The following is a 23,794-nucleotide window of genomic DNA, read 5'->3' on the forward strand; positions in this document are numbered from 1 at the left end:
GATTTTCATTGAGTATGAAGCAGTAAATGCTGAGGGAGTGGAGGTTTAACTCTAACATTAGTGAGAGTTTGGTCTCCCCTCTTCTATTTTGTTTTTAAATAGGGGTGAAAAGACTTTTTGCTTCTATTTAAAAATAAAATAAGGAGATCAGATCATGAATCTTTTGATTATGGGCTTACCTGGTGCAGGTAAGGGAACTCAAGCAGCAAAAATCGTAGAACAATTCCATGTTGCACATATCTCAACAGGTGATATGTTCCGCGCTGCAATAGCAAATCAAACTGAAATGGGTGTTCTTGCTAAGTCATACATTGACAAGGGTGAATTGGTTCCTGATGAAGTTACAAATGGGATCGTAAAAGAACGTCTTTCACAAGATGATATTAAAGAAACAGGATTCTTGTTGGATGGTTACCCACGTACAATCGAACAAGCTCATGCCTTGGACAAAACATTGGCTGAACTTGGCATTGAACTAGAAGGTGTCATCAACATTGAAGTAAATCCAGATAGCCTCTTGGAACGTTTGAGTGGCCGTATCATCCACCGCGTAACTGGAGAAACTTTCCACAAGGTCTTTAACCCACCAGCTGACTATAAAGAAGAAGATTACTACCAACGTGAAGATGATAAGCCTGAGACAGTCAAACGTCGTTTGGATGTGAATATTGCTCAAGGGGAACCAATCATTGCTCACTATCGTGCCAAAGGTTTGGTTCATGACATCGAAGGTAATCAAGATATCAATGATGTCTTCTCAGATATCGAAAAAGTATTGACAAATTTGAAATAAAGCGCTTTTCACACTTGCAAAAATCCGCTACAAATGTTATACTGAGATAGTCTGGCTTATAATTGTTGTCTCTGTGTCTAGAGGCATCGAATCGAAATTTATGGAGGTGCTTTTGCGTGGCAAAAGACGATGTGATTGAAGTTGAAGGCAAAGTAGTTGATACAATGCCGAATGCAATGTTTACGGTTGAACTTGAAAATGGACATCAGATTTTAGCAACAGTTTCTGGTAAAATTCGTAAAAACTATATTCGTATTTTAGCGGGAGATCGTGTTACTGTCGAAATGAGTCCATATGACTTGACACGTGGACGTATCACTTACCGCTTTAAATAATCGAAAAACTTGGAGGGATAAGAAATGAAAGTAAGACCATCGGTCAAACCAATTTGCGAATACTGTAAAGTTATTCGTCGTAATGGTCGTGTTATGGTAATTTGCCCAGCAAATCCAAAACACAAACAACGTCAAGGATAAGATAGAAAGGAGAAAACATGGCTCGTATTGCTGGAGTTGACATTCCAAATGACAAACGTGTAGTAATCTCATTGACTTATGTTTATGGTATCGGACTTGCAACATCTAAGAAAATTTTGGCTGCTGCTGGAATCTCAGAAGATGTTCGTGTACGTGATCTTACATCAGATCAAGAAGATGCTATCCGTCGTGAAGTGGATGCAATCAAAGTTGAAGGTGACCTTCGTCGTGAAGTAAACTTGAACATCAAACGTTTGATGGAAATCGGTTCATACCGTGGTATCCGTCACCGTCGTGGACTTCCTGTCCGTGGACAAAACACTAAAAACAACGCTCGCACTCGTAAAGGTAAAGCTGTTGCGATTGCTGGTAAGAAAAAATAATATAGGAGGTAAAAGTCTTGGCTAAACCAACACGTAAACGTCGTGTGAAAAAGAATATCGAATCTGGTATTGCTCATATTCACGCTACATTTAATAACACTATTGTTATGATTACTGATGTGCATGGTAATGCAATTGCTTGGTCATCAGCTGGTGCTCTTGGTTTCAAAGGTTCTCGTAAATCTACACCATTCGCTGCTCAAATGGCTTCTGAAGCTGCTGCTAAATCTGCACAAGAACACGGTCTTAAATCAGTTGAAGTTACTGTAAAAGGTCCAGGTTCTGGTCGTGAGTCAGCTATTCGTGCGCTTGCTGCCGCTGGTCTTGAAGTAACAGCAATTCGTGATGTGACTCCAGTGCCACACAATGGTGCTCGTCCTCCAAAACGTCGCCGTGTATAATCATCGCATTACACTGCTTTTCGTTTAAGAGGGAGTAACTAAATGATCGAGTTTGAAAAACCAAATATAACAAAAATTGATGAAAATAAAGATTATGGCAAGTTTGTAATCGAACCACTTGAACGTGGCTACGGTACAACTCTTGGTAACTCTCTTCGTCGTGTACTTCTAGCTTCTCTACCAGGAGCAGCTGTGACATCTATCAATATTGATGGTGTGTTACATGAGTTTGACACAGTTCCAGGTGTTCGTGAAGACGTGATGCAAATCATTCTGAACATTAAAGGAATTGCAGTGAAATCGTACGTTGAAGACGAAAAAATCATCGAACTAGATGTTGAAGGTCCTGCTGAAGTAACAGCTGGTGACATTTTGACAGATAGCGATATTGAAATTGTAAATCCAGATCATTATCTCTTTACAATCGGTGAAGGTTCTTCCCTAAAAGCGACTATGACTGTTAACAGTGGTCGTGGATATGTACCTGCTGATGAAAATAAAAAAGATAATGCACCAGTTGGAACACTTGCTGTAGATTCTATTTATACACCAGTTACAAAAGTCAACTATCAAGTGGAACCTGCTCGTGTAGGTAGCAATGATGGATTTGACAAACTAACCCTTGAAATCTTGACAAATGGAACAATTATTCCAGAAGATGCTTTAGGGCTTTCAGCACGTATTTTGACAGAACATCTTGATTTGTTTACAAATCTTACTGAGATTGCTAAGTCAACTGAAGTGATGAAAGAAGCTGATACTGAATCTGACGACCGTATTTTGGATCGTACGATTGAGGAACTGGACTTGTCTGTGCGTTCATACAACTGTTTGAAACGTGCCGGTATCAATACTGTGCATGATTTGACAGAAAAATCTGAAGCAGAGATGATGAAAGTACGAAATCTTGGACGCAAGAGTTTGGAAGAAGTGAAACTCAAACTCATTGATTTGGGTCTTGGATTAAAAGATAAATAAAGGAGGAATACATGGCTTACCGTAAACTAGGACGCACTAGCTCACAACGTAAAGCAATGCTTCGCGATTTGACAACTGACCTTTTGATCAACGAATCAATCGTGACAACTGAAGCTCGTGCTAAAGAAATCCGTAAAACTGTTGAAAAAATGATTACTCTAGGTAAACGTGGTGATTTGCATGCACGTCGTCAAGCAGCTGCTTTCGTACGTAATGAAATCGCATCTGAAAACTATGATGAAGCAACTGACAAGTACACTTCTACTACAGCACTTCAAAAATTGTTCTCAGAAATCGCACCTCGTTATGCTGAACGTAACGGTGGATACACTCGTATCCTTAAAACTGAACCACGTCGTGGTGATGCAGCACCAATGGCGATCATCGAATTAGTATAAAATCATCAATTTTGTTGAGTGTTATGATGATGGAGTCTTGTGCTCTTAGTCTAGCTCTGGTCTACCGCTAGGATTTCGGTCCTAGCGGGAACACTCATCATAAGTTGGGATAGTAGACGCTTGTTTACGAAATTGTTTTTTTCTTAAGAACAACTTCGTAAGCAGGCGTTTTTGAGTATTTTCGTTAGAATTATGCTATACTAATTGAAAAGAATCCTGTTTAATGTTCAGGTTTCCTATTAAAAGAAGAATTGGAGTTTGCTTATGAAAGCGATTATAACTGTTGTTGGTAAAGATAAATCTGGAATTGTTGCAGGTGTTTCTAGTAAAATTGCAGAATTGGGTTTGAACATAGACGATATTTCTCAAACTGTTTTGGATGAATATTTTACGATGATGGCTGTCGTCTCTAGCGATGAAAAGCAAGATTTTACCTATCTTCGTAATGAATTTGAAGCTTTTGGGCAAACTTTGAATGTGAAAATCAATATTCAGAGTGCAGCGATTTTCGAAGCTATGTATAATATCTAGGAGGTGCACATGGATATTAGACAAGTTACTGAAACCATCGCCATGATTGAGGAGCAGAACTTCGATATCAGAACCATTACCATGGGGATTTCCCTTTTGGACTGTATCGATCCAGATATCAATCGTGCTGCGGAGAAAATTTATCAAAAGATTACGACCAAGGCGGCTAATTTAGTGGCTGTGGGGGATGAAATTGCAGCTGAGTTGGGAATTCCTATCGTTAATAAGCGTGTATCGGTGACTCCCATTTCTCTGATTGGGGCAGCGACAGATGCCGCAGACTATGTAGTTTTGGCAAAAGCGCTTGATAAGGCTGCGAAAGAAATCGGTGTGGATTTTATTGGTGGTTTCTCTGCCTTGGTACAAAAAGGTTATCAAAAGGGAGATGAGATTCTCATCAATTCTATTCCTCGTGCTTTGGCTGAAACGGACAAGGTCTGCTCGTCAGTCAATATCGGCTCAACCAAGTCTGGTATCAATATGACGGCTGTCGCAGATATGGGACGAGTTATCAAGGAAACGGCAAATCTTTCAGATATGGGGGTAGCTAAGCTGGTTGTATTTGCTAATGCGGTTGAGGACAATCCATTTATGGCGGGTGCCTTCCATGGTGTTGGGGAAGCAGATGTTATCATCAATGTTGGAGTTTCCGGTCCTGGTGTGGTGAAACGTGCCTTGGAAAAAGTTCGTGGACAGAGCTTTGATGTAGTAGCCGAAACAGTTAAGAAAACTGCCTTTAAAATCACTCGTATCGGTCAATTGGTTGGCCAAATGGCCAGTGAGAGACTGGGTGTGGAATTTGGTATTGTGGACTTGAGTTTGGCGCCAACTCCTGCGGTTGGAGATTCTGTAGCACGTGTCCTTGAGGAAATGGGGCTAGAAACAGTTGGTACGCATGGAACAACGGCTGCCTTGGCTCTTTTGAATGACCAAGTTAAGAAGGGCGGAGTGATGGCCTGCAACCAAGTCGGTGGTTTGTCTGGTGCCTTTATCCCTGTTTCAGAGGATGAAGGAATGATTGCTGCAGTGCAAAATGGCTCTCTTAATCTGGAAAAACTAGAAGCTATGACGGCTATCTGTTCCGTTGGTTTGGATATGATTGCCATTCCGGAGGATACACCTGCTGAAACCATTGCGGCTATGATTGCAGATGAAGCTGCAATTGGTGTCATTAACATGAAAACAACAGCTGTTCGTATCATTCCCAAAGGAAAAGAAGGCGATATGATTGAGTTTGGTGGCCTATTAGGAACTGCACCTGTTATGAAGGTAAATGGAGCTTCGTCTGTTGATTTCATCTCTCGTGGTGGACAAATCCCGGCACCAATTCATAGTTTTAAAAATTAAGAAAATAGGAGAAATGGATGAAAAAAGAAATGAAACGTGCTTTAGTAGCTTTAGGACTGTCGACATTACTAGTCCCAAGTTTTACCAGTCAAGTAGTTTTTGCGCAGGAAGAAAGCCATGAAACTATAACACAGGTAACTTTAGAACTTTTTAAAAATGAAGTAGAAAAAATTAAGAAATCTTATAAAGAATTTTTAAGTAAGAATAAAGAAAAATTATCAAATGAAGCGGATCAAGTAGACAGGAGTATCCTTTCTTTTTCTCAGGATGATATAAAAACAATTAAGAATAATGCTATAGAAAGATTTAATAAAGAACACCAATCTTTTTTAGAAGAGATAGAAAGAGTGGAGAAAGAAGCATTAGAGACTTCAAAGGATTTCCAAGGTGCTTTAAATAGATTGTATAATTCTATGAGTTACCGTATTAACAGAAATTTTGATTCTAGTTATAGAATAAAAACAGAAGCTTTAAATCTAGTAATATTAAAGAAAAAGGAAAATCTGATTCCAAAAATAAATAACAATCAAGATTATGCGGCTAAAGAAAAATCAAATGTGTTGAAAAACCTTGAGTCTACAAGTGAATTTAAAAACTTTGAATCTGATGATTATTATGATAAGAGAAGTGTAAATGAATATTTAAAGAGTCTTATTCCGATTGTATCAGATGAGTTTCATATCTATATATCACTTCCGACAGAGAGATATATCAAAGAAATTAAAGCGGTTGCTTTTATGGAGAAAACAGCGATTAGTAGTGATGATTCTCTTTCTAAATCTGAGAAGATCGCTTTATTGAATAATGTTGAGGACATATTAGAAGAGGGACTAGCAAAAATTGGGAACCACTCTTATGGTTATATTCCTGATAATGGAACTGATTTTGATAACATGCTATCCCCTGAAGAGTTATCTGTCTTTACTAAGCGTATCGAAGATGTTTACCAAGGAAAAGCTAAGCCTAAGGTGACAAAAGAAGAGGCTATTCAAGCAGTTTCTAATGGAACTTCATCTCAAGCTATTATTACCTCTAATGGAGAGACTAAGAAAAATCATCAAGCAAGTAAGTGGTTTAAAGAGTCTGGCAAATGGTACTATAATGACCTTTCTGGCAATCTTGTAAGAAACCGTTGGGTAGGCCGTTATTATCTAAAATCAGATGCTTCAATGGCTGCAAGTGAATGGATTTATGATGAAGACTATAAGAGCTGGTTTTATGTAGATTCAACTGGTAGTTATGTGGAGAAAGCTTGGCAGGGAGAATACTACCTAAAACGTGGCGGTTACATGGCTAAGAGTGAGTGGGTATTTGATTCTCAGTATGATAGTTGGTATTATCTGAACCAAGATGGTAAGTACGCTCGTAATCAATGGATTAAAGACGGAGATAAGTGGTATTACTTGTTAGCTGATGGGAAATTGGCAAAAAATATGACCATTAACGGCTATAAAGTAAATGAAAAAGGTGAATGGGTATAATTTTTTAAGCTCTATTTAAGGTTAGCTGTGTATACTATAATCATTAAATAAAGACCTCCTAATATTATTTGAAACAGATAATACTGATTTAGTTTGAATTTGATTTTCATCTAATATCTTTATTTAATAGAACTCCTAAACTTTTTCATAATAATCTCCTGCAAAAGTCACCTGTCTGGGTGGCTTTTGTTTTATCATCCATGATATAATAGAAGCAAACGGAGGACGGAAAATGGTAAAAGTACGATTGTATTTGGTACGTCATGGCAAGACCATGTTTAACACGATTGGTCGCGCGCAAGGTTGGAGTGATACTCCCTTAACAGCTGAAGGTGAGCTAGGAATTCAAGAATTAGGAATCGGTTTGCGAGAATCTGGTCTACAGTTTGAGCGCGCTTATTCCAGTGATTCTGGTCGCACCATTCAGACTATGGGAATTATACTTGAGGAGCTTGGACTGCAAGGGAAAATCCCTTATCGCATGGACAAGCGTATCAGAGAATGGTGTTTTGGTAGCTTTGATGGAGCCTACGATGGCGATCTTTTCATGGGCATTATTCCTCGTATCTTTAATGTGGACCACGTTCACCAATTATCTTATGCGGAACTGGCTGAGGGCTTGGTAGAGGTTGATACAGCTGGTTGGGCTGAAGGATGGGAAAAACTCAGTGGTCGAATCAAGGAAGGTTTTGAAGCGATTGCCAAAGAAATGGAAGAACAAGGCGGGGGCAACGCCCTTGTCGTCAGCCATGGAATGACCATTGGAACCATTGTTTATCTGATCAATGGTATGCATCCGCATGGCCTCGATAATGGTAGCGTGACGATCCTTGAATATGAGAACGGCCAGTTTAGCGTAGAGGTTGTTGGTGACTGTAGTTACCGAGAGCTAGGATGGGAGAAGATGGAAGCGACCTCTATTTAATACTCTTCGAAAATCTCTTCAAACCGCGTCAACGTAGTCTTGTCGTAGATATGGTTACTGACNNATTTTCATTGAGTATAATCAGTCTAGACTTGCTTGCCATGAGCTAGGGATTTGATAGGAATATCAAGATAAGAAAAAACAGCCAAGGGTAATCCTTTCGGCTGTTTTTGATGGGGAAAACTAAAGTGTAATGCTATTGCTTTTAGAGATTTTCATAAACAAGAGCAAGGAAGCTACTGTTAGAACAGTCAGGATAGTTGACAAGGCTGCGGCTACGCCGTAATTCCCTCTGAGAACCTCTGTATAAATGGCTACAGTCATTGTTCTTGTTTTGACATTGTAGAGGAGGATAGAAGTAGAGAGTTCTGAAATCATTGTGACCCAAGATAGGATGGTTCCAGAAATAATACCAGATAGCATCATTGGAGTTGTAATCTTGGCAAAGGTATTGAGACGGCTACTTCCTAAACTTTCAGCGGCTTCTTCAATACTTGGTGCTATTTGTTGCAAGCTAGCAACAGATGAGCGAATAGTATAAGGCAATCTTCTGACAGATAGGGACATAATCAAGATGAAAGCTGTCCCTGTAATCATAAGAAATCCACTTCCAAATAGGCCAGTATTGAAGGAAGAAATGAAGGCAATCCCTAGAACGGTTCCTGGTACAATATAAGGGACCATACTGAGGCTGTCAATTAAGTTTGTAAACAAATTCCGTTTTCTAACGGCTAGGTAGGAGATAAATGTTGCGAATAGGACAACTAGAACTAAGGCAATCAAAGGGATACGAATGGTATTGAAAATAGCAGAGCCCATACGATTGAAAGCCACCTTGTAACTGTTTAGAGAATAGCCTTTAACAAATACCATACCTGATGTTTTTAGGAAAGAGGTATAAATCAAGTAGATTTGAGGTAAAACAGAGATAAAGATAATTCCGTAGACTGTTGTATAAATGGCAGCCATTTTTCCTTTTGTAGTTTTTTTAGGCTCAATTGGATGGAGCGAATTCATGCTGAAACTGTAGCGGTTTGCAATGTGTTTTTGGATAAGGAAAATTGTCAAGGCAATGATAATCGCCATAATTGCTAGAGCAGATGCAAAAGCAGAATTTCCTCCAACCTCGCTAATAAATTGTGTATAAATCAGGACAGGGAAAGTTCGATATCCTTCACCAATTAACATAGGCGTTCCAAAGTCTGAGAATGCTCTCATAAATACAAGCAGGGCAGCAGCTAGTAAGGTTGGAACTAGGAGAGGTAAAACAACCGTTACGATACGCTTAAATCCGAAAGACCCCATGCTTTCAGCAGCTTCAAGTAGAGAATTGTCAATACTTTTCATTGTCCCAGCAACGTATAGAAATACCAGTGGGAATAGTTGCAGTGTAAAGACAAGTACAATTCCTTTGAATCCATAAATATCAATAGCTGGAAGATGAAGGGCATTTGTCAGGAATTTAGTGATGACCCCATTTCGTCCCAGCAAGAGAATCCAGGAGTAGGCTCCCACGAACGGAGCTGACATAGAAGCAATGATAATCAATATTTGTAGAAATTTCTTTCCCTTGAAATCATACATGGAAAAGAGATAAGCTAATAAGGTTCCTACGACTAAGGAAGTGACAGTAGCGGTAATAGAAACCTTGAAACTGTTGACGAGTGTCTCAGAGTAGTAGGCTTTGCTAAAGAAAGTGACAAAATTAGCTAGTGAAAATTGTCCTTCATGTATAAGTGCTTGCTTGAGCACGGTAACGATAGGATAAACGAGAAAGACAAGATAGGTAAGAAAGATGAAGAAAGAGGAGGCTGTCCAAATATTTAGTTTTTTACGTTCCATGGTTGACTCCTTTTATCAGGTTTTGCGAACCATCTGCAGAAAAGACGTTTAATTTTTGAGTATTGATTCGTAGACGAATACGATCGCCTTTTTGTAGATCTTCTTCAAAAGTTGATTCTTCGCTAACTTGAATTTTTGAGGCAAAGCCTGTCTCGATGAAGTATTCAGTATTCAGTCCAAGATAGACGCTATCGCTAATAGTTCCTTCAATATCTCCAGATTCATCTTTGATAAACTCTTCAGGACGAATACTTACATGAATGGCTTGCTCCTCAGCCTGATCAAGAGCTGGCATTCGAAGAGCATAGCCATCTGAAAAGACGATATAAGCACCGTCGCTCCGTTTTTCAAGAGTGGCAGGGATGATATTTGTGCGTCCGATAAAGGTTGCTACAAACTCATTAGCTGGTTTATGATAGAGTTCTTTTGGTCGGCCGATTTGTTGAATCACCCCATCTTTCATAACAGCAATTTGATCTGAAATAGCCATCGCTTCTTCTTGGTCGTGGGTTACATAAACGGTTGTAATTCCTACTTCGTGTTGGATTTCTCGAATGGCTTGACGCATATCCAAGCGAAGTTTGGCATCTAGGTTACTAAGTGGCTCGTCCATGAGGAGAACACTTGGATTAACCGCTAAGGCACGTGCCAAGGCGACACGTTGTTGTTGTCCACCACTGAGTTTATCGGGCTTCCGATCCGCATATTGAGCAATTTGCATGAGTTCAAGATACTTGTTGGTCTGTTGGATCAATTCTTCTTTTGGAACCTTCTTTTGCTTGAGACCAAAAGCGACATTATCTCGGACAGTCAAATGTGGGAAAATAGCGTAGTTTTGAAAAACCATGCCAATATTGCGTTTGCTGGGTTCCATATTATTGATTTTTGTATCATCGAAGTAAAATTCTCCACCTTCGATACTGTTGAAACCTGCAATCATACGAAGAAGGGTCGTTTTCCCACACCCTGAAGGCCCAAGAAGGGTAAAGAGACTTCCTTTTGGAATTGTAATGTTCAAATTCTCAATAACAGGGACATTGTGGTAGATTTTTTTGGCGTTAATAATTTTGATCTCACTCATAGTGAACCTCTTTTACTGTTTAGATTGGATATCTGTAAAGACTTCGTTGTATTTCTTAACAATATCTGATTTATTCTTGATGACATAATCATAATCTTCAGTGAGTGTTTTGATTTTGTCAATTGGTTTCATATTTTCACTTGTTTTAGCATTTTTACGAACAGGACGGTTAGTAGTGGTTGTACCAAGTGTATCTTGTACTTCTTGAGAGATGATGAAATCGATAAATTTCTTGGCATTTTCCATGTTCTTAGCTTTTTTAACGATAGCAGCACTAGCAGGTAGGAAGACTGTTCCTTCTTTTGGATAGACAACTTTGATGTTAGCTCCGTCATTTAAGAGTTTAACAGCTGGATCTTCATAAGAGAGACCAACAGCCATTTCTCCATCAGCGACTGCTTTATAGACACCAGATGAACTTGAACCGATTTTACCATCAATAAGTGTGAAGAGATCTTTTACATAAGACCAAGCCTTATCATCTTTGTAACCACCTTGAGCTTGTAGCATATTTGTTAATTGAGCAAAGGCGCTAGAAGAGTTTGCTGGGTCAGCAGTTGCGATTTTTCCTTTTAGTTCAGGTTTGAGAAGGTCGCTATATCCTTCGATGTTCATGCCTTTCGTTAAATCAGGATTGACGATTAAAACACTACCATCTAGTGTATAAGGAGTAGAGTAACCAGTTGTGTTTTGATATTCTTTGATAACATTATCATTTTCTTTTGAAGTATAGTTTTCAAAGAGTTCTCCGTGGGTAGCATATTGTGTATAAGAACCACCAAAGATGACATCAGCTACAGGAGCTTCTTTTTCTGACTCTAGTTTTTTGAAAAGTTCTCCAGTACCAGCTTGAATCAGTTCTACTTTGATACCATATTTTTCTTCAAAGGCAGGAATAGTTGCTCCAATTAAGCCCTCTGAGTTTGGTGAATAAACGACTAGCGAACCGCCGTCTCCTTTATCAGATGAACCGCCATCGGCAGATTCATTAGAAGAACAAGCAGTAAGACCAAAAAGAGCTAGTCCGCAAGCAGCATAATACATCCATTTCTTTTTCATGATGGATACCTCCGTTGTGTTATTTAAGTTTATTTTAAAACAGTGTAAGCGTTTTTAAAACCGACAATTCTATTCTATTAGAGTAAAATTCTCTACAAAAAGAAGAATAGCTTATTTTACTATTCTTCCGAGTGATTTCAATTCCTTTGGGGAAATATGGAGATACTTTTTAAATACTTTGGCAAAATATTTATAGTCTGAAAATCCAACTTGATCAGAGATGTCGCTTAGAGGGGAGTTGGGAGATTCAGCCATCTTATCTATAGCTTGTTTCAGGCGATATTGTAAGATATATTCATTTAGCGTCATGGGGAAGTTTTCTTTGATCACTTTATATAGGTAGCTTTCGCTATAGTTTAAAGCTTCAGCAATAGTCGCAATCGTAAAATGCTCTGCATAATGCTTGTGGACAAAGGAAATAATTTGTTGAATGATTTGGTTTTGTGTATCAACCTGTTGGATAGAGGTGAGTAAAGTTTGATATTCTTCTAAAAAAGGAGTTTCTTGATAGGTGTTACCTTGTAATCGCAAAACAATGTTTTGAAGACATTCTGTCAATTCCTTGGTATCAATTGGCTTGGATAAGAAATCAACTGCTCCATATTGCATGGCTTTTTTGGCATTTTGAAAATCGTTATAACCTGATAAGATAACTTTTTCATAGGGAAGGGTACGAGTGGCTTCGAACATCATAAAAGCATCCATAATTGGCATTGTGATGTCTGTTAAGACAATATGAGGTTCTTTTTCTTGGATGAGTCTCATTCCCTCTTGACCGTGACTGGCAGTTCCTACGACTTGGATACCTAGGGCAGAGTAGTCTACGGCAATCTCTAGCCATTTTCGGATGAGGTGTTCGTCTTCTACGATAATGAGCTTAAACATGAGTTAGTCCTTTCGTTATAAATTTGACCCAAGTTTCTCCTTGGCGATTGACTCCTAGATCTAGCTGGACATCAGAAAAGAAATTGCTCAATCGTTTGTAGCTGTTCACGATGCCATGCTGGGTATGAGGGCTTTCTAAAGAGTCTAAAATAGCGAGTCGCTCTTGTTTGGTGAGTCCTCCAGCATTATCCTTGACTAAAAAAGTCAGAGAATCTGCTTCCAAGGTAATTTGGATATCAATATGAAGATCAATACGGTATTGCATCCCATATTTTATAGCATTTTCTACTAGAGGAAGCAAGAAAAGTTTAGGAATAGGTTGATTATCAACAGTTTCTGGGCAGACAATATCATAAGAAAAGTGCTCAAAACGAATCTTATGAATCATCAGGTAATCCTCTATAATCTTTAAATCCTGACAAATGGTTGTTTCTTTTTCTAAATCGGTGATACTGTAGCGAAGAATGCGCGTGAGATTTTGAATCAGGTCTTGTGTGAGGGCGGCATCCATTAAAGAAGTAATTTTAATTGTCTCAAGTGTATTGTAGAGAAAATGAGGATTGAACTGAGCTTCCAGCATTTTTCTTTCAAAAATCCACTTTTCTTTTTCTATAGTTAGCATTTTTTGATGAAGTTGATCTAATTCATACAACATATTGTTGATTTTTTCTGCCATAAACTCAAACTCATCACCTGTTTGTAGAGAAAGCCTTTTTTCTGCTTGTTTAGGAATTTCTTGAAGTTGGTAAACCAAACTTTCAATAGGAACAGCATTGTGTGTAGCAATCTTATGAGCAATTCGTCTTGCTTGCCAGAAGTAGAGGAAGAATATACATAAGGTGAGAATGGAGGCTAGGCCGAGTAAGCTAGGAATAGGAAAAAAGGATTGAAAAGTATAGATTGAAAAAATAGCACCAACTTTTTCTTTTTGAACAATAAGCGGTTCATTCGCATACCAGTGGGTGCGAGAGTGTAGGAGTTTTTCATCCAATTTTTCAAGAGTGGAACGAGTAAACTGATTTGTATTGTTGGAAAACATATTTCCAAAGCTATCGGTAATGATGTATTTGGAATTGATCATTGGGAAACTTGAAATGAAATCATTCTCATTTACGAAAGCAATAGTATAGGCCTTAACTCGTTGGTTTTGAAGTAGTGGCTTTATAAAGAGTGTGTAATGTTGCTTATCTGAAGAGAGTGCAATTTTTTCTGTCACTTTATCTTGAGAAGGATTTTGAATGAGCAATTTTAGATAGTAGGGAGATAAAATACTTTCTTGATGATTTCGATTGGTACTAAATAGTAATTCACCTGTATCACTTAGGATAATGAGGTCAGAACTAAGCTTCAATCTAGCTTTTGTCTCGTAAAATAAGCTAAAGACTTCTCGCTCTGTGTGTTTGCCGTCCAAAAATTCAGGAATCATTTTATGGTTCATAGTAGTCAGGAGCTCATTATTTGCTTCTTTCATTTCTTGAACCTGTTTTACAATCTGTCTTGTATCTTTGGAGAGTTGCTGCTTTTGTAAAAAATAGGAAAAACCAAAAAGTAAAATGAGCAGTAAAAGGGAGGTCATAAAGGCTGCGATAGAGCTTCTATGGAGAATTTCTTTTTGGAGAGATTTTTTAAAGGAATGAGACATCTGCTACCTCCTTGGAAGGGTTTTCTGTTATAAGTATAGCAGTTTAAAAATTTTAGAGCAAGGTAAAATAGAAAAGTATAGAATAGAACGAGACCAAATTCTCTCAAAAATGGTATAATAGTAACATCACAAAATTGGAGAGAGACCATGAGTTTTTACAATCATAAAGAAATTGAGCCTAAGTGGCAGGGCTACTGGGCAGAACATCATACATTTAAGACTGGAACAGATGCATCAAAACCTAAGTTTTATGCTCTTGATATGTTCCCTTATCCATCTGGAGCGGGTCTGCACGTAGGACACCCAGAAGGTTATACTGCAACCGATATTCTCAGCCGCTACAAACGTGCGCAAGGCTACAATGTCCTTCACCCAATGGGTTGGGATGCTTTTGGTTTGCCTGCAGAGCAATATGCTATGGATACTGGTAATGACCCAGCAGAATTTACAGCTGAGAACATTGCTAATTTCAAACGCCAAATCAATGCGCTTGGATTTTCTTATGACTGGGATCGTGAAGTCAGTACAACCGATCCAAACTACTACAAGTGGACTCAATGGATTTTCACCAAGCTTTACGAAAAAGGCTTGGCCTATGAAGCGGAAGTGCCTGTAAACTGGGTTGAGGAACTAGGAACAGCCATTGCCAACGAAGAAGTCCTTCCTGATGGAACTTCTGAGCGTGGAGGCTATCCAGTTGTCCGTAAGCCGATGCGTCAATGGATGCTTAAAATCACTGCCTATGCAGAACGTTTGCTTAATGACTTGGATGAACTTGATTGGCCAGAGTCTATCAAGGACATGCAACGCAACTGGATCGGTAAATCAACTGGTGCCAATGTAACCTTCAAGGTTAGGGGAACTGATAAGGAATTTACTGTCTTTACCACTCGTCCTGATACCCTTTTCGGTGCGACTTTCACTGTTTTGGCTCCTGAGCATGAATTAGTAGATGCTATCACAAGTACAGAGCAAGCAGAAGCAGTAGCAGACTATAAACACCAAGCTAGCCTCAAGTCTGACTTGGCTCGTACAGACCTTGCCAAAGAAAAAACTGGTGTTTGGACTGGTGCTTATGCCATCAACCCTGTCAATGGTAAGGAAATTCCAATCTGGATTGCGGATTACGTTCTTGCTAGTTACGGAACAGGTGCCGTTATGGCTGTTCCTGCCCACGACCAACGTGACTGGGAATTTGCCAAACAATTTGACCTTCCAATCGTCGAAGTACTTGAAGGTGGAAACGTTAAAGAAGCTGCCTACACAGAGGATGGTCTTCATGTCAATTCAGACTTCCTAGATGGACTCAACAAAGAAGACGCTATTGCCAAGATTGTGGCTTGGTTGGAAGAAAAAGACTGTGGACAAGAGAAGGTTACCTACCGTCTCCGCGACTGGCTCTTTAGCCGTCAACGTTACTGGGGTGAGCCAATTCCAATCATTCATTGGGAAGATGGAACTTCAACAGCTGTCCCTGAAAGTGAATTGCCACTTGTCTTGCCTGTAACCAAGGACATCCGTCCTTCAGGTACTGGTGAAAGTCCACTAGCTAACTTGACAGATTGGCTTGAAGTGACTCGTGAGGATGGCGTCAAAGGTCGTCGTGAAACCAATACTATGCCACAGTGGGCAGGTTCAAGCTGGTACTACCTCCGCTATATTGACCCACACAATACTGAGAAATTGGCCGATGAGGATCTTCTCAAACAATGGTTGCCAGTAGATATCTACGTGGGTGGTGCAGAGCATGCCGTTCTTCATTTGCTTTACGCTCGTTTCTGGCACAAATTCCTCTATGACCTTGGTGTTGTTCCAACAAAAGAGCCATTCCAAAAACTCTTTAACCAAGGGATGATTTTGGGAACAAGCTACCGTGACCACCGTGGGGCTCTTGTGGCAACCGATAAGGTTGAAAAACGTGACGGTTCTTTCTTCCATGTGGAAACAGGAGAAGAGTTGGAGCAAGCACCAGCCAAGATGTCTAAATCCCTCAAGAACGTTGTTAACCCAGACGATGTGGTGGAACAATACGGTGCCGATACCCTTCGTGTCTATGAAATGTTCATGGGACCACTTGATGCTTCGATTGCTTGGTCAGAAGAAGGTCTGGAAGGAGGCCGTAAGTTCCTTGACCGTGTTTACCGTTTGATTACAAGCAAGGAAATCCTTGCGGAAAACAATGGCGCTCTTGATAAGGTCTACAATGAAACAGTCAAATCTGTTACTGAGCAAATCGAGTCTATGAAGTTCAACACAGCTATTGCCCAACTTATGGTCTTTGTCAATGCGGCTAACAAGGAAGACAAGCTCTATGTTGACTATGCCAAAGGATTTATCCAATTGATTGCCCCATTTGCACCTCACTTGGCAGAAGAACTTTGGCAAACAGTTGCAGCAACAGGTGAGTCAATCTCTTACGTAGCTTGGCCAACATGGGACGAAAGCAAACTAGTTGAAGACGAAGTCGAAATTGTTATCCAAATCAAAGGAAAAGTCCGTGCTAAAGTCATGGTTGCTAAAGACCTATCACGCGAAGAATTGCAAGAAATTGCTCTAGCGGATGAAAAAGTCAAAGCAGAAATTGACGGTAAGGACATCGTGAAAGTGATTAGTGTACCGAATAAATTGGTTAACATTGTTGTGAAATAAGATAGGAATCCTTCAGAGTAGAATCTGGAGGATTTTTTGAATGAAAATATAATTCTGTTTCCACCATCTCACCACTTAACCTCTCATTTCAACCACTTATCTCAAAAGTCGATTTTTCTTTCATACTTTTTGTTAAACTAGTGAGATAAAAGGAGGGAAGAAATATGATTTTACAAGCTAAACATTTGACCAAATGGTACGGCGATTATATGGCTGTTGACGATATTCAGTTAGAGTTTGAAAAAGGGAGTTTTAATGCTATTTTGGGTCCCAATGGTGCAGGGAAATCAACCACTATTTCCATGTTAATCGGTTTGAAAAAGCCGACACAAGGTCAGATTCGATATGCACCAAATACGAAAATCGGAGTTGTTTTTCAATCTAGTGTACTGGATGAGATGTTGACGGTTAGGGAAAATCTTACGATTCGTGCTCAACAGTATAAGGAGATTGTAGCAAGTCGTGTGGATGATTTGATCCATCAACTGGGTTTGACTGCTTTCCAGAAGCAACTATATGGGACTTTGTCAGGTGGGCAAAAACGTAGGGTTGATATAGCGCGTGCTCTTCTTTCACAGCCAGATATTCTTTTCTTAGATGAACCAACGACAGGTCTAGATATTCAGACTCGCAAAGCCATTTGGGATTTACTGTCTCGACTACAAAAGGATGAAGGGATGACTATTATTTTAACGACTCATTATCTGGATGAAGCGGATGAAGCGGATCAGATCTATATCGTTGATCATGGGGAAGTGATTGCGCAAGGTTCTGCGACTGCTATCAAAAGTCAGTATGCATCTAATATCCTAAAAATTCGTTTTAAGGAAATGAAGGATTTAGAAAAGTTGCTACAGACTGGAATGACAGTAAAGAGAGAAAATGAGTTGGAATATATTTTTTATCCAAGGACGTCACAGGAAGCTATTGAATATTTGGCAAAAGTTCGAGAAGAAATTGATTCTTTTGAGTTTCGTCCAGGTACCATGGATGATGCCTTTATTGCACTTACAGGAAGAGAGGTTCGCTAATGTTAGCTTTATTGAAACGGAATTTTATCTTATATTTTCGTAATCGTTCAGGAGTATTTTTCTCATTATTGGGGGCATTGATTTCCTTCCTCCTTTATATCATTTTTTTGCAGAAGAACTTGACGGATGCTTGGTCTCAACTCCCTGATAATACGAATCTTTTAAATAACTGGCTGATGGGTGGGACCTTAGCTGTGACTGGGATTACAACCAGTTTTACGGCTCTTACACAAATGGTGCAGGATCGTGAAAATCAAGTGGATCAAGATCTTTTCTTGACAGATTTAGGTAGCTGGGGTTTACAGGTGTCCTATCTAATCAGTAGTATTGCGATCTCTTTTCTCATGCAGGTGTTTATGTTTGCTGTTATGGGGCTTTATTTTAAAGAAAGTCCAGTTATCAGTCATTTACCGGAAATTGCTTTGATTATGTTGTTAAGTAGTCTGCTTTCAAGTTTGATAAATATTCTCTTGATTTATCGTTTTCAATCTGTAGATAGTCTTGGCAAACTGGCAACTATAGTGGGAACTGCTTCTGGATTTTTAGTAGGAACTTATGTCCCCATTGGAGTTTTACCTGATTTTGCACAGATTATCATGAAGTGTACCCCTACAACTTATATTGCTTCTCTTTATCGACAAATTTTAATGAAAGAACCATTAGAGACCGCATTTACAGGAAATAGCAGATTGTTAAAGGAATTTCAAGAAAAAATGGGAATCCAAATCAACTGGCAAGAACTATTGACAAAGGAAGAGACATACTTTATAGTGGTTATTATCAGTCTCGTCGCTATTCTTATTTGGCTTTTATTTGTTAAAGTGTTTAGCAGGAGAAAATAAAAGTATATTGGAGAGAAAATGAAGATTCGTTTTGAAATGAAGGCAGAGTTTTCAGAAAAGGACCCACATATTGTAATTCAGGCAGCTCAATTAACTGACCAAGCAAGAGAAGTCATGGAGTATTTAGAACAATTTTCAAAAACCAATCAGGTGGTCATTCCTATTCGAACAGATGATTATCTGGTCATGGTGAAGATTGAGGATCTTATTCTAGCTGATATTGACAAGAATTTATTAACCATTTATACGGTAGATGGGATTTATAAAACTAAGGAAACATTGATAAACTTTCAGAATCGGATTAATCGGCGTAACTTTATACAGATATCACGCCATTCAATTATAAACATTGACCACTTAGAATCGTTATCAGATAGTTTTTCAGGGAACATGATGGCTAAAATGACTCGGGGTATCAAGTCTAGTGTGAGTAGGAAATACGTCAAGTCCTTAATGAATTATCTAGGTTTATAGGAGGAAATCATGAAACGATTAATTGATTATTTTGTATCGGGAATGCGTACGGCTTCCTTCTTTTATTTGAGTATGATGGTGTTGACTCAGTTTTATCCAGGTATTACCTATCCTGAACCAATGATAAAAAATATTCTAGCTCTGTTTTTAATGGGTGGAATTATGGGGGTATTGACTTTAATACTTGAAAAGCTAGAGTTTCTTGCTTTTAGTATACGTGTAGGAGTTCATTTATTAGTGACAGCTACTATTTTAGTATTGACCTCTCTATTTTTTGGTTGGGGTTCAGCCTTGTGGAGTCCCTTGCTTTGGTTCTTTTTCTTGTTAATTTATGGATTGATATGGTTGTATCAAATCTGGCAAACTCACAAACTCACCCAACGAATTAATCAAGCCTTAGAGGATAAAAGACAGAAAACGGGTCACTAATATAGTGTTGAGGATGAAGCTTGAAGACAGTGCCAGTTTCCAAAGAGAACAATTTGTGATATAGTATTTTCAGCGTAAAACAAGGAGAAGAAAAATGCCAGTAAACGAATATGGTCAGATGATTGGTGAGTCAATGGAAGGTTATACACCCGGTGCACTGCCTTCTATTGATTTTTTAGAAGGGCGTTATGCTCGAATAGAGGCTCTCTCGGTAGAAAAGCATGCGGAGGATTTATTAGCTGTTTATGGCCCTGATACGCCTCGGGAGATGTGGACATACCTCTTTCAGGAACCAGTGACAGACAGAGAGGAACTGGTTACCCTCTTAAATCAGATGTTGGCTCGTAAGGACCGTTTTTACTATGCAATCATAGACAAGGCAACTGGTAAGACTTTGGGAACTTTTTCTCTCATGCGCATTGACCAGAATAACCGAGTAATAGAAGTGGGAGCTGTCACTTTTTCTCCAGAGCTCAGGGGGACACGGATAGGGACAGAAGCCCAGTATCTCTTGGCTTGCTATGTCTTTGAGGAGCTTAACTATCGTCGCTATGAGTGGAAATGCGATGCTCTTAACCTGCCATCAAGACGAGCAGCGGAGCGTTTGGGCTTTATTTATGAAGGAACCTTCCGTCAGGCAGTGGTTTATAAGGGGCGTACGAGGGATACGGATTGGTTGTCCATGATTGATAAGGACTGGCCTCAAGCCAAAGCTCGTTTAGAAATATGGTTGGCTCCTGAAAATTTTGATAAAAATGGACGGCAATACAAGAGCTTGAGAGAACTCTAAGAGGTGTTGAGATGATTACTATTAAAAAGCAAGAAATTGTCAAGCTAGAGGATGTTTTGCATCTCTATCAGGCTGTCGGTTGGACAAATTATACCCATCAACCTCAGATGCTGGAGCAGGCCTTATCTCATTCATTAGCGATTTATGTGGCACTTGATGGCGATGCTGTGGTGGGCTTGATTCGTTTGGTTGGAGATGGATTCTCATCAGTATTGGTTCAGGATTTAATCATTTTACCAATCTATCAGCGTCAAGGGATTGGTAGTGTCTTGATGAAAAAGGCTTTAGAGGATTACAAAGATGCCTATCAAGTCCAGCTGGTGACAGAAGAGATAGAAAAAAACGTAAAATTTTATCGTTCTATGGGTTTTGAAGTCTTATCCACCTATGATTGTATAGGAATGACTTGGGCGAATCGAGAAAAATAACAAAACTTGTTTTTTCTTAAGCAAAGTTTAAGGATGGTCTAGTATCATATAGTCATTAAATAAAGACCTCCTAACTTTATTTAATGAAATCCTAAAACTTTTTTTCATCATAATCTCCTAATGAAGTCACCTAATCAGGTGACTTTTTTGTGGGGTGAGGTGATGCTGATAGAAATTTTTAAAAAATGCTAGAATTTGAGAAAAGTTAAGCTAGTTTTAAGCTTTGTCTTGTATCATATAGTTATTAAATAAAGACCTCCTAACTTTATTTAATAAAATCCTAAACTTTTCTTTTTCATAATAATCTCCCTTAACTCCACCCAATCAGGTGGAGTTTTTTGGCTCTATTTCAGGCTTTTCGGGAGTTTTCTAAACATCATTTTCCGATAACTTTCGCTTAATCTTGAACGTCTTGTCGTACAGCGGTTAAAGAGTAAAGTTTTGACAAATTTTGTGAACTGTGGGATAATGGAGAGGAATTAAGGATTAGTTCTATATCATGGACTAGAAAAGACCCCAAGCTAACTTCCACATTAAGCTTGGGGTCTTTTTTGACACTATTTGTCCTTGTTTAGCCATTTATCGACTAATACTCTTCGAAAATCAAATTCAAACCACGTCAGCTTCACCTTGCCGTACTCAAGTACAGCCTGCGGCTAGCTTCCTAGTTTGCTCTTTGATTTTCATTGAGTATCAAATCTGTCTTTTCCCTCTTTTGTGATATAATAGAAACATGAACTTAAAAACTACTTTGGGCCTTCTTGCTGGGTGTTCTTCCCACTTCGTTTTAAGCCGTCTTGGACGTGGAAGTACGCTCCCAGGGAAAGTCGCCCTTCAATTTGATAAAGATATTTTACAAAACCTAGCTAAGAACTACGAGATTGTCGTGGTCACTGGAACAAATGGAAAAACCCTGACAACTGCCCTCACTGTCGGCATTTTAAAAGAGGTTTATGGTCAAGTTCTAACCAACCCAAGCGGTGCCAACATGATTACAGGAATTGCAACAACCTTCCTAACAGCCAAATCTTCAAAAACTGGGAAAAATATTGCCGTCCTAGAAATCGACGAGGCCAGTCTATCTCGTATCTGTGACTACATCCAGCCAAGCCTTTTTGTTATCACGAATATCTTCCGTGACCAGATGGACCGCTATGGCGAGATTTACACGACTTATAAGATGATTTTGGATGCCATTCGTAAAGTGCCTACTGCCACTGTTCTCCTTAATGGAGACAGTCCACTTTTCTACAAGCCAGCTATTCCAAATCCTGTACAGTATTTTGGTTTTGACTTGGAGAAAGGCCCAGCCCAGCTGGCTCACTATAATACCGAAGGAATCCTCTGCCCTGACTGCCAAGGCATCCTCAAATATGAGCACAATACTTATGCAAACTTAGGTGCCTATATCTGTGAAGGTTGTGGATGTAAACGTCCTGATTTAGACTATCGCTTGACAGAATTGGTTGAGTTGACCAACAATCGCTCTCGCTTTGTCATTGACGGACAAGAATATGGTATCCAAATCGGTGGTCTCTACAATATCTACAACGCCCTAGCTGCGGTTGCCATCGCCCGTTTCCTTGGTGCAGATTCCCAACTAATCAAGCAAGGATTTGATAAGAGCCGTGCTGTCTTTGGACGCCAAGAAACCTTCCATATCGGTGACAAGGAATGTACCCTTGTCTTGATTAAAAATCCAGTCGGTGCAACTCAAGCTATCGAGATGATTAAACTAGCACCTTATCCATTTAGCCTATCTGTCCTCCTCAATGCCAACTATGCAGATGGAATTGACACTAGCTGGATCTGGGATGCAGACTTTGAGCAAATCACTGACATGGACATTCCTGAAATCAACGCTGGCGGTGTTCGCCATTCTGAAATTGCTCGTCGTCTCCGAGTGACAGGCTATCCAGCTGATAAAATCACTGAAACAAGTAGTCTGGAACAAGTTCTTAAGACAATTGAGAACCAAGACTGCAAGCATGCCTATATCCTGGCTACTTATACTGCTATGCTGGAATTTCGTGAACTGCTGGCTAGTCGTCAGATTGTTAGAAAGGAGATGAACTAATGGTTTATACTTCACTTTCCTCAAAAGATGGCAATTACCCCTATCAGCTCAACATTGCCCACCTCTACGGAAATCTCATGAATACCTACGGGGACAATGGAAACATCCTCATGCTCAAGTATGTTGCTGAAAAACTGGGAGCCCATGTGACCGTTGACATCGTTTCTCTCCATGATGATTTTGATGAAAATCACTACAACATCGCCTTTTTCGGAGGCGGTCAAGACTTTGAACAAAGTATCATTGCAGACGACCTACCTGCTAAAAAAGAGAGCATTGACAACTACATCAAAAACGACGGTGTGGTTCTCGCTATCTGCGGTGGTTTTCAACTATTGGGTCAATATTATGTTGAAGCTTCAGGCAAACGCATCGAAGGACTAGGGGTCATGGGCCACTACACTCTCAACCAGACCAATAACCGTTTTATCGGGGACATCAAGATTCACAATGAAGATTTCAATGAAACCTACTATGGATTTGAAAATCACCAGGGACGTACCTTCCTCTCTGATGACCAAAAACCACTGGGACAGGTTGTCTATGGAAATGGAAACAACGAAGAAAAGGTCGGCGAAGGGGTTCATTATAAGAATGTCTTTGGTTCCTACTTCCACGGGCCTATCCTCTCTCGTAATGCCAATCTGGCTTATCGCCTAGTCACTACAGCCCTCAAGAAGAAATATGGTCAGGACATCCAACTCCCTGCCTATGAAGATATTCTCAGCCAAGAAATCGCTGAAGAATACAGTGATGTCAAAAGCAAGGCTGACTTTTCTTAAACAAAGTGAAACTATATCAAAGAACTCCGTTATCTTGTCGGAGTTTTTTTGTCTTTTCTTTTACCCTTCT

25 protein-coding genes are annotated in these 23,794 nt (G+C 39.4%); 20 read left to right on the forward strand and 5 right to left on the reverse strand.

Going from position 1 to position 23,794, the window contains the following annotated elements:
• Window positions 1-154: 154 nt before the first annotated feature.
• The 11 genes from HT703_RS08665 (at window position 155) to HT703_RS08715 (ending at window position 7,713) form a co-directional block, all read left to right on the forward strand.
• Window positions 155-793, forward strand: a complete 639-nt coding sequence (locus HT703_RS08665; protein WP_054392574.1) for an adenylate kinase — start codon at window positions 155-157, stop codon at window positions 791-793.
• 116 nt (window positions 794-909) lie between these two features.
• Window positions 910-1,128, forward strand: a complete 219-nt coding sequence (gene infA / locus HT703_RS08670; RefSeq protein ID WP_001029883.1) for a translation initiation factor IF-1 — start codon at window positions 910-912, stop codon at window positions 1,126-1,128.
• A gap of 24 nt (window positions 1,129-1,152) precedes the next feature.
• Window positions 1,153-1,269, forward strand: a complete 117-nt coding sequence (rpmJ, locus tag HT703_RS08675; RefSeq protein ID WP_001808836.1) for a 50S ribosomal protein L36 — start codon at window positions 1,153-1,155, stop codon at window positions 1,267-1,269.
• 17 nt (window positions 1,270-1,286) lie between these two features.
• Window positions 1,287-1,652 carry a 30S ribosomal protein S13 gene (gene rpsM / locus HT703_RS08680; RefSeq protein WP_000090781.1) on the forward strand — a complete coding sequence of 122 codons (366 nt, stop codon included), beginning with the start codon at window positions 1,287-1,289 and terminating at the stop codon, window positions 1,650-1,652.
• Window positions 1,653-1,669: 17 nt separating this feature from the next.
• The gene (gene rpsK / locus HT703_RS08685) at window positions 1,670-2,053 is read left to right on the forward strand and encodes a 30S ribosomal protein S11 (protein WP_001118385.1); all 384 of its coding nucleotides are present in this window, start codon (window positions 1,670-1,672) and stop codon (window positions 2,051-2,053) included.
• Window positions 2,054-2,095: 42 nt separating this feature from the next.
• Complete coding sequence (locus HT703_RS08690) at window positions 2,096-3,031, forward strand: DNA-directed RNA polymerase subunit alpha (RefSeq protein ID WP_000568988.1); 936 nt, start codon at window positions 2,096-2,098, stop codon at window positions 3,029-3,031.
• Window positions 3,032-3,042: 11 nt separating this feature from the next.
• Complete coding sequence (rplQ, locus tag HT703_RS08695; RefSeq protein ID WP_000331493.1) at window positions 3,043-3,429, forward strand: 50S ribosomal protein L17; 387 nt, start codon at window positions 3,043-3,045, stop codon at window positions 3,427-3,429.
• 264 nt (window positions 3,430-3,693) lie between these two features.
• On the forward strand, window positions 3,694-3,960 hold the full coding sequence (locus HT703_RS08700) for an ACT domain-containing protein (RefSeq protein WP_031233450.1): 267 nt from the start codon (window positions 3,694-3,696) through the stop codon (window positions 3,958-3,960).
• A gap of 9 nt (window positions 3,961-3,969) precedes the next feature.
• Window positions 3,970-5,307 (forward strand): PFL family protein, encoded by a 1,338-nt coding sequence (locus HT703_RS08705; RefSeq protein ID WP_054392575.1) that lies wholly within the window; start codon window positions 3,970-3,972, stop codon window positions 5,305-5,307.
• Between the two features lie 17 nt (window positions 5,308-5,324).
• A complete protein-coding gene (locus HT703_RS08710) occupies window positions 5,325-6,788 on the forward strand; it encodes an N-acetylmuramoyl-L-alanine amidase family protein (RefSeq protein ID WP_054392576.1) in 1,464 nt (487 codons plus the stop codon).
• A gap of 232 nt (window positions 6,789-7,020) precedes the next feature.
• The gene (locus HT703_RS08715) at window positions 7,021-7,713 is read left to right on the forward strand and encodes a histidine phosphatase family protein (protein ID WP_000241534.1); all 693 of its coding nucleotides are present in this window, start codon (window positions 7,021-7,023) and stop codon (window positions 7,711-7,713) included.
• 183 nt (window positions 7,714-7,896) lie between these two features.
• Here the strand turns inward: HT703_RS08715 and HT703_RS08720 are convergent, their stop codons facing one another.
• The 5 genes from HT703_RS08720 to HT703_RS08740 all read right to left on the reverse strand — a co-directional run bounded on the left by HT703_RS08720 (window position 7,897) and on the right by HT703_RS08740 (window position 14,222).
• Entirely contained in the window at window positions 7,897-9,555 is a 1,659-nt protein-coding gene (locus tag HT703_RS08720) for an iron ABC transporter permease (RefSeq protein ID WP_172930035.1), read from the reverse strand.
• Window positions 9,545-10,636 (reverse strand): ABC transporter ATP-binding protein, encoded by a 1,092-nt coding sequence (locus HT703_RS08725; protein ID WP_023935591.1) that lies wholly within the window; start codon window positions 10,634-10,636, stop codon window positions 9,545-9,547. The genes HT703_RS08720 and HT703_RS08725 overlap by 11 nt, the downstream gene beginning before the upstream one ends.
• A gap of 12 nt (window positions 10,637-10,648) precedes the next feature.
• Window positions 10,649-11,695, reverse strand: a complete 1,047-nt coding sequence (locus HT703_RS08730; RefSeq protein ID WP_023935593.1) for an ABC transporter substrate-binding protein — start codon at window positions 11,693-11,695, stop codon at window positions 10,649-10,651.
• Window positions 11,696-11,806: 111 nt separating this feature from the next.
• Complete coding sequence (locus HT703_RS08735; RefSeq protein ID WP_138707700.1) at window positions 11,807-12,580, reverse strand: response regulator; 774 nt, start codon at window positions 12,578-12,580, stop codon at window positions 11,807-11,809.
• Window positions 12,573-14,222 (reverse strand): histidine kinase, encoded by a 1,650-nt coding sequence (locus HT703_RS08740; RefSeq protein ID WP_172930036.1) that lies wholly within the window; start codon window positions 14,220-14,222, stop codon window positions 12,573-12,575. Before HT703_RS08740 ends, HT703_RS08735 begins: the two co-directional genes overlap by 8 nt.
• Before the next feature lie 147 nt (window positions 14,223-14,369).
• On the opposite strand from HT703_RS08740, the gene leuS reads away from it, so the two are divergent.
• From leuS to gatD, 9 genes are all read left to right on the forward strand, one after another.
• A complete protein-coding gene (gene leuS / locus HT703_RS08745; protein WP_023932508.1) occupies window positions 14,370-16,871 on the forward strand; it encodes a leucine--tRNA ligase in 2,502 nt (833 codons plus the stop codon).
• 164 nt (window positions 16,872-17,035) lie between these two features.
• Window positions 17,036-17,902 carry an ABC transporter ATP-binding protein gene (locus HT703_RS08750; RefSeq protein ID WP_054392770.1) on the forward strand — a complete coding sequence of 289 codons (867 nt, stop codon included), beginning with the start codon at window positions 17,036-17,038 and terminating at the stop codon, window positions 17,900-17,902.
• Window positions 17,902-18,744, forward strand: a complete 843-nt coding sequence (locus HT703_RS08755) for an ABC transporter permease (RefSeq protein WP_054392771.1) — start codon at window positions 17,902-17,904, stop codon at window positions 18,742-18,744. Before HT703_RS08750 ends, HT703_RS08755 begins: the two co-directional genes overlap by 1 nt.
• 18 nt (window positions 18,745-18,762) lie before the next feature.
• Entirely contained in the window at window positions 18,763-19,218 is a 456-nt protein-coding gene (locus tag HT703_RS08760; RefSeq protein WP_054392772.1) for a LytTR family DNA-binding domain-containing protein, read from the forward strand.
• A 9-nt stretch (window positions 19,219-19,227) separates the two neighbouring features.
• Window positions 19,228-19,647 carry a DUF3021 domain-containing protein gene (locus HT703_RS08765; RefSeq protein ID WP_000825504.1) on the forward strand — a complete coding sequence of 140 codons (420 nt, stop codon included), beginning with the start codon at window positions 19,228-19,230 and terminating at the stop codon, window positions 19,645-19,647.
• Between the two features lie 94 nt (window positions 19,648-19,741).
• Window positions 19,742-20,437: a GNAT family protein gene (locus HT703_RS08770; RefSeq protein ID WP_054392773.1), complete on the forward strand. Its 696-nt coding sequence runs from the start codon at window positions 19,742-19,744 to the stop codon at window positions 20,435-20,437.
• Between the two features lie 11 nt (window positions 20,438-20,448).
• Window positions 20,449-20,865: a GNAT family N-acetyltransferase gene (locus tag HT703_RS08775; protein WP_054392774.1), complete on the forward strand. Its 417-nt coding sequence runs from the start codon at window positions 20,449-20,451 to the stop codon at window positions 20,863-20,865.
• Window positions 20,866-21,598: 733 nt separating this feature from the next.
• Window positions 21,599-22,942, forward strand: coding sequence for a lipid II isoglutaminyl synthase subunit MurT (gene murT, locus HT703_RS08780; protein WP_054392602.1), 1,344 nt, complete (start codon window positions 21,599-21,601; stop codon window positions 22,940-22,942).
• Complete coding sequence (gatD, locus tag HT703_RS08785; RefSeq protein WP_000263200.1) at window positions 22,942-23,724, forward strand: lipid II isoglutaminyl synthase subunit GatD; 783 nt, start codon at window positions 22,942-22,944, stop codon at window positions 23,722-23,724. The genes murT and gatD overlap by 1 nt, the downstream gene beginning before the upstream one ends.
• Window positions 23,725-23,794 lie beyond the last annotated feature (70 nt).

Source organism: Streptococcus sp. 3874 (genome assembly GCF_013276425.1).
In the GTDB taxonomy this organism is placed as follows: Bacteria; Bacillota; Bacilli; order Lactobacillales; family Streptococcaceae; genus Streptococcus; species Streptococcus pseudopneumoniae.